This is a genomic window from Ruminococcus sp. CAG:330, from assembly GCF_000437175.1.
Classification (GTDB): Bacteria; Bacillota; Clostridia; order Oscillospirales; family Ruminococcaceae; genus Ruminococcus_C.
The window spans coordinates 1-6,907 of the sequence record NZ_FR898011.1 but is presented as its reverse complement, the minus strand read 5'-3'; the positions used below and the strand labels follow the sequence as shown (position 1 = coordinate 6,907).

Below are 6,907 nucleotides of genomic sequence, written 5' to 3'. Positions count from 1 at the left end.
CGCTCTTCCGCCGCCGGATCGGAAGCAGAGTAGCCCTTTCCCTCCACATACACAACTTCCGTCCCCTGCTTGCAGCGGAAGACATAGTCATTCTTCTCGTCCTTGCGCCATGCTTTAAACGCCTGGTTATAGGAATCTGAGTGATTGCTGTAGTCGAAGTCTTCGACCACGTCCACACTCTGTGCCGGCGCAGCCTGCTGCCGGCGCTCTTGTTTTGTTGCTGTCATAATTTCCTCTTTCTGATCTACGCCGTCCCCTTCAGCGGCACTTTCGAAATGGCATCGTTTCCGATACCATTGTAATATTGCCTTTATTATAACACACCGATATTCCGCATAGTTTAGTGAAGCAAAAATAAAAAGGTTCGATTTTTTGAAATTTTCATTTCAGCAATGTGTACTATACGGGAAAACAAGTTTTTCCGATTTTTCTCGATTTTCTTCGACAGATTTCGTCAACCGGCAAGTGCAGACATGCGGTTGCCAAAGCCAGAATTTCTGAAAGGCGATTCCCGATAAGAGTGCCTTCTCCAAACGGCTCTGCGTGCATTTTCGCTGCCGTTGCTTGACAAATCCGGAAAAATGTCGTATGATGGTATTCAGAAGAAATCACCGCAAGGGAGGCATGTCCGCATGGAACCGCATCACCACCACCCGCACACCCTGCTTCCGGCACAGATGCCGTCAGAGGAAACACTGGTCAAAGTCGCAGATCTGTTCAAGATCTTCGGAGATCCCACCCGTGTCCGCATCATCTTCGTCCTGTTCCATCAGGAGGAGTGCGTGCGGGACATCGCACAGAAGCTGGAAATGACCCAGTCTGCCATCTCCCACCAGCTGCGCATCCTCAAGCAGTCCCGGCTGGTCACCAGCCGCCGGGAGGGGAAGACCATTTTCTATTCGCTGGCGGACTCCCACATCTCCTCCATCTTCGGACAGGCGCTGGAACACGTGCTGGAATAAGCCCGCAGAAAAAACTTTTTCCTGCTATGGAAAAACGCTTGCTTTTTGAAAAAGAATCTGCTATAATAGAGGCAGCAGGGGGATTCCCCCCGCCGCTTCGGAATGCGGACCGTTCCTCCGGAGCGCTTCCCATTCCGCAAGCAAAAGCGTTTCCCGAGCGGAGGTGAAATGAAAATGGCATATAAGATTACAGACGCATGTCTGAGCTGCGGCAGCTGTGAGAGTGCATGTCCGGTAGGCGCAATCTCCGAGGGTGCTGACAAGTATGAAATTGCAGAGGATGCATGCATTTCCTGCGGTTCTTGTGCAAATGAATGTCCGGCAGACGCAATTGAAGCTGACTAAGCATCGGTACATTTCGCAAAAGGCTGTCTTGCTCCGGTTAATTTGCCGGAAACAGGGCAGTCTTTTTTCTATACAACTTCGACAGAAAGGACTCTTTTTCATGAAACAAACATACTGGAAATTCGTAGGACTCTGCACCGGCGCCATGCTTCTGCTCTCCTGCACTGCCTGCGGCAGCAAGACTGAAAAGGGCACGGTTCGCATTGTAGAGGACAAATCCGCCGTCACCTCCTCGCCTGCATTGCAGGAGGCGGATTCGCAGGAGGTCAACTTCCAGACCGCTGAGGTGGGCAAGGAAGTGGAGGCAAAAGGCGTCAGTGCCACACTGGACAAGGTGTACCTCTCCGACCACACGTTCACCGAGGACGAACAGGAATTGGGACTGGTCTTCTTCCAGCTGACCATCCACAACAACACCGATCAGGATCTTGCCACCAGCTTCCTCTCCAACAGCTTCGCCATTCTGGCGGACGGCGAGGGCTATCCCGGCATTGACATCCGCAGCAACCGCTTTGTCATGCTGCAATTCGGCGAGGACGCCGAAAGCTTCAACGATCCCATCCCCGCCGGAGAATCCCGGCAGGGCTACGTGGGAGCAGAGCTGCCGGCGGACTTCTCCACGGTGACATTCCTCTACTTCCCCGCTGCCGGTCTGACCGACCAGTCCCAGTGCTTCACCTTTGACATTGCACGGGAGGACATGGAGGCTGCGCCGGAGCCTGTGACAAAATTCTGATTTTTATAGCATGACACAAAAAGCCCTGAGCTTCCAAACGGAAGTCAGGGCTTTGCTGATTCTTTAGAACCTGTCTATACAAGAAATATACGTGGATACGCTTGTAAAGACAGGTTCTTATTTTGCGTAATCGACCACACGGCTCTCCCGAATCAGGTTGACCTTGACCTGACCGGGGTAGTCCATCTCTGCTTCGATCTGCTTTGCGATCTGGTGTGCCACCAGAACCATCTTCTCGTCGTTGATGATTTCCGGCACTACCATGACACGAATCTCACGGCCTGCCTGCAGGGCATAGCATTTTTCCACGCCCTCATAGGAGGAGCAGATGCTCTCCAGCTTTTGCAGCCGCTTGATGTAGTTTTCGTAGTTCTCGCTTCTTGCGCCGGGGCGTGCTGCCGAGATCGCATCGGCAGCCTGCACAATACAGGCAACCGCAGTGCGTGGCTCAACGTCGTTGTGATGCGCCTCGATAGCATGAATGACATCGGCGTTCTCGTTGTACTTCCGGCAGACATCCACGCCGATCTGGACGTGGGAGCCTTCGCTCTCAGCGGTGAGCGCTTTACCAATATCGTGGAGCAGTCCGGCACGGCGTGCCAGATTGGCATCCACGCCCATTTCTGCTGCCATGACACCGGCGAGCTTTGCAACCTCGATGGAGTGTGCCAGAACATTCTGCCGGTAGCTGGTGCGGTAGTACAGCCGGCCCAGCAGCTTGACCAATTCGTTATTCAGACCGTGGACATTGGTTTCCAGCACAGCACGTTCGCCCTCCTGACGGATGCGGTGTTCCACCTCACGCTTTGCTTTCTCCACCATTTCCTCGATCTTGGTCGGATGAATCCGGCCGTCGTTGATGAGTTTTTCCAGTGCGATCCGGGCAACCTCACGGCGCACATGGTCGAAACAGGACAGGGCGATTGCCTCCGGCGTATCGTCGATGATGATATCGACACCGGTCAGCGTTTCCAGCGCACGGATGTTCCGTCCCTCTCTGCCGATGATGCGTCCCTTCATCTCGTCGTTGGGCAGCGTTACCACAGAGACCGCCGACTCCGAAACCTGATCGGCAGCGCACTTGGCAATGGCCAGCGAGATGTAGCTGCGTGCCTTGTCCTCGCACTCGTCCTTGAGCTGCTGCTCATAGCTGGACAGCCTCAGCGCCTTTTCGTGCGTCAGCTCATCCTCCAGGCTTTGCAGGATGTATTCCTTTGCCTGCTCCCGTGTCAGCTCTGAGATGCGTTCCAGCTCCTGCATCTGGCTTGCCTTGACTTCCTCCGCCTCTGCCAGGCGCTGCTCGGCCGTCTGGATCTTCCGCTTGAGGGACTCTTCCTTTCGCTCCAGATTGTCGGTCTTCTTGTCCAGACTCTCTTCCTTCTGCTGCACACGGCGTTCCTGCCGGCCAACTTCCGAGCGTCTGTCCTTGATTTCCTTTTCCGCCTCCGAACGAAGCTTATAGATCTCGTCCTTTGCCTCGACCAATGCGTTCTTTTTCTTGGCATCGGCTTCCCGCTGGGCATCTTCCAGAATCCGGCCTGCCTCCTTTTCCGCAGAGCCAATGGCAGCTTCCGCCTGCTGTTTCCGCTGTTCCACGCCGGCAGCGATACCCTTTCGATAGGATACCATTCCGGCGATGCCGGCACCTGCCAGCAATGCCACCAGACACAGCACAATGGCAACTGCCAAATTCAAACTAGGCATTTTTTGCACAACCTCCTTTTTTGACTTTTGTATATCGGTACAACAGCATTTTCGCCAAAAAGGCATGTGCGTTCGTATTCATTTTTCAAAACTGCGATCTGGCATCCGCACAGTTCTCACCCTGTACAGACACAACCCCCTCCGCCGCAGTGTCGGAATTTCCAATGGAATTCTGACTCCTTTCCATACAACAATCCTATTTTGCATCTTTCGAAACCAAAGCCAGTCCGCAGCACGATTTTTGCCGCACAGAGCCGGCTTTGAGGAACATTATATTTTGCTTGATTCAGCATCCACATCTAGAGTGCCCGCCGTGCACAAAAAGACACACCGACCAGCACACAACCGCAGGCGTTGCCCGCAGCTTATCAAATAAATCAAACGCACACGAGAGTCCGCAGACTCTCCAGAAATGCAGCGCTTTCCGGCAGAACTGCGCCGGAATTCGTTTTGTAAATTGATACAACAATATTATTTTACACTGTTTCCGGCTGCTTGTCAAGGTATTTCTGTAAATATTCCACAGAATTTCCATTGGAAAAGAAATCCCCGCCCCAAATCCCCCGTTTTTCCGTACCGCCGCTTTCATTTGTCAAAAATTTAACAGGTTTCGCTTTCCATTTTGCGCAATTTTCCGAAAGTGCGCAAAAAGTAGTGACAAATGGGGCGAGGTATGCTATACTAGGATGGAAACACCGCCAGAAGCGGGACAAAGTGTGCCTTTCAACCCTTATACAGGTGTATTAGGTGCATTTTGGAAAACGGAACACCCCATAGAAAACGAATAGAAAGCGTGAATGTTATGGAAAACAATTTTGATGTGATCATTGCGGGCTGCGGTGCAGCCGGACTATACGGTGCAATCAATCTTCCCGCCTCCTGCCGGGTTCTGCTGGTCTGCAAGCAGGAGCTGACGCTGTGCAACTCTGCACTGGCGCAGGGCGGAATTGCCGGTGTATACAAGTCCCCGCAGGATTCCATTGAACTGCATGAGCATGACACCATGGTTGCCGGCGGATTCAAAAACAATCCGGAGACGCTGCACATTCTGACCACCCACGCTGCCCACGAGATTCAGGCAATTCTGGACATGGGCGTGGATTTCGACCGCACGCCGGACGGCGAGCTGCACCGGACACTGGAGGGCGGTCACTGCCGCCACCGCATCTTCCACCACAAGGATGCCACTGGCGCAGAGATTCTGGACAAGCTCATCCGCAAGGTCAAGACCCTGCCCAATGTCACCATTCTGGAACACGCTATGATGGTGGGCATGAAAAAGACCGGCACCGGTTTCTCGGTCAACATCATGCAGGGCGGCTCCTTTACCACATATAACAGCCACTTCATGCTGCTGGCAACCGGCGGTATCGGACGGGTCTACAGCTTCACCACCAATTCCAAAATTGCCACCGGCGACGGCATTGCCTTTGCCTATGAAAACGGCGCAGAGATCCGCAATCTGCACCTGATCCAGTTCCATCCCACCGCTTTCAACGACCACCACACCAGAGAGTGCTTCCTCATCTCCGAGGCAGTCCGCGGCGAAGGCGCTTACCTGCTCAACTGCAAGAAGGAGCGGTTCATGGACCGCTATGACGAGCGGCTGGAGCTGGCACCCCGTGACGTGGTATCCCGCTCTATCATTCTGGAGAGCCGGGAGACCAAGTCCGACAACTTCTATCTGGACATTTCCCACAAGGATCCGGAGTTCGTCCGCAACCGGTTCCCCATGATCTACGAAAAGGTTCTGGAACAGGGCTACGACATGACCAAGGAACCGATTCCGATCTTCCCGTGCCAGCACTACCTCATGGGCGGCATTCAGGTGGACACCAATTCGGAGACCACCATCCCCAATCTGTACGCCGCAGGTGAGTGCTCGCACACCGGCGTTCACGGCAACAACCGCCTTGCCAGCAACTCCCTGCTGGAGGCACTGGTATTCTCCCGCCAGGCAGCACTGGACATCGCCAAGAAGATGTCCGACGCGCCGGAGACCTTTGAAACCGCAGCATTCCCGGCAAAGCCGGATGCGGTGAAGCTGCCCAAGGGCTTCCGCACTGAGATCCGGAAGATCATGCAGGAAAACTATTTCGTCATTCCCAACAAGGAGAAGCTGCCGGAGGGATTCCGGCGCATCGAGGAAATCCGCAACCAGCTTCTCAACGGCAACTACATCGTAGACGCAGACTATGTGGAGGCAAAATCTCTGGCAACCGTTGCCTATATCATCCTGAAAGAAGTACTCTAAAAAAGCGACAGAAAGGATTTCTACCATTATGATGCTACAGCAGACCTACATCGACCGGCTGATCACCACAGCACTGGAAGAGGATATTCATTATATTGACGTTACCACAGACAACCTCATGGACGACGCACACACCAGCGAGGCGTACTATCTGGCAAAGGACAGCGGTGTCCTCTGCGGCATTGACGTGGCAAAGCGTGTCTTTGAGTTGGTGGGCGGCAGATTCCAGATGGACATCCGCATCCACGACGGCGAAAAGGTAAAGAAGGGCGACATCATCGCCACCATGACCGGCAGCACCAAGACGCTCCTCAAGGGCGAGCGCACGGCACTGAACATCCTCCAGCACATGAGCGGCATCGCCACTGCGACCAGCCGCTGTGTGGAACTGGTGGAGGGCACACGGGCACAGATCACCGACACCCGCAAGACACTCCCCGGACTGCGTCCGCTTCAGAAGTATGCAGTCACCGTGGGCGGCGGCAAGAACCACCGCTACAATCTGTCCGACGGCGCTATGCTCAAGGACAACCACATCGACGCTTACGGCGGCATCACGCCGGCAGTGCAGGCGCTCCGTGCCAAGATCGGTCACATGGTGAAGATCGAGGTAGAAGTCCGCACCCTGACAGAGCTGGAAGAGGCACTGTCCGCCAGCGCTGACATCATCATGCTGGACAACATGAGCTGCGAAGAGATGACCAGGGCAGTGCAGCTGGTGAACGGCAGGGTTCCGCTGGAGGCATCCGGCAACGTCACCGAGGCAACCATCCGCAGCATTGCGGAAACCGGCGTGGACATCATCTCGCTGGGCGCACTGACACACTCTGTGAAGTGCTTCGACATCTCCATGCGCATCAGCACCAAACAGTAAGAGCTTGTGTTCGTAGGAAATATATGCGGATT

Annotated in this window: 6 protein-coding genes and 1 pseudogene; 5 read left to right on the top strand and 2 right to left on the bottom strand. The window is 54.3% G+C overall.

Annotation, left to right across the window (positions count from 1 at the left end; translation table 11 throughout):
- A pseudogene (locus tag QZL66_RS02280) lies at positions 1 to 227 on the bottom strand (hypothetical protein); the annotation flags it as partial.
- 405 nt (positions 228 to 632) lie between these two features.
- Here QZL66_RS02280 and QZL66_RS02275 point away from each other — a divergent pair.
- From QZL66_RS02275 to QZL66_RS02265, 3 genes are all read left to right on the top strand, one after another.
- Entirely contained in the window at positions 633 to 962 is a 330-nt protein-coding gene (locus QZL66_RS02275) for an ArsR/SmtB family transcription factor (RefSeq protein WP_022410144.1), read from the top strand.
- 174 nt (positions 963 to 1,136) lie between these two features.
- Positions 1,137 to 1,307 carry a DUF362 domain-containing protein gene (locus QZL66_RS02270; RefSeq protein WP_022410143.1) on the top strand — a complete coding sequence of 57 codons (171 nt, stop codon included), beginning with the start codon at positions 1,137 to 1,139 and terminating at the stop codon, positions 1,305 to 1,307.
- A 100-nt stretch (positions 1,308 to 1,407) separates the two neighbouring features.
- Complete coding sequence (locus tag QZL66_RS02265) at positions 1,408 to 2,043, top strand: DUF4179 domain-containing protein (protein ID WP_022410142.1); 636 nt, start codon at positions 1,408 to 1,410, stop codon at positions 2,041 to 2,043.
- A 117-nt stretch (positions 2,044 to 2,160) separates the two neighbouring features.
- Here the strand turns inward: QZL66_RS02265 and rny are convergent, their stop codons facing one another.
- Entirely contained in the window at positions 2,161 to 3,738 is a 1,578-nt protein-coding gene (gene rny / locus QZL66_RS02260; RefSeq protein ID WP_293601785.1) for a ribonuclease Y, read from the bottom strand.
- Positions 3,739 to 4,549: 811 nt separating this feature from the next.
- Between rny and QZL66_RS02255 the strand changes: the two genes are divergently transcribed.
- Both QZL66_RS02255 and nadC read left to right on the top strand, forming a co-directional pair.
- Positions 4,550 to 6,001 (top strand): L-aspartate oxidase, encoded by a 1,452-nt coding sequence (locus tag QZL66_RS02255; RefSeq protein WP_022410140.1) that lies wholly within the window; start codon positions 4,550 to 4,552, stop codon positions 5,999 to 6,001.
- 28 nt (positions 6,002 to 6,029) lie between these two features.
- Positions 6,030 to 6,875, top strand: a complete 846-nt coding sequence (gene nadC, locus QZL66_RS02250) for a carboxylating nicotinate-nucleotide diphosphorylase (protein WP_022410139.1) — start codon at positions 6,030 to 6,032, stop codon at positions 6,873 to 6,875.
- Positions 6,876 to 6,907: the final 32 nt, after the last annotated feature.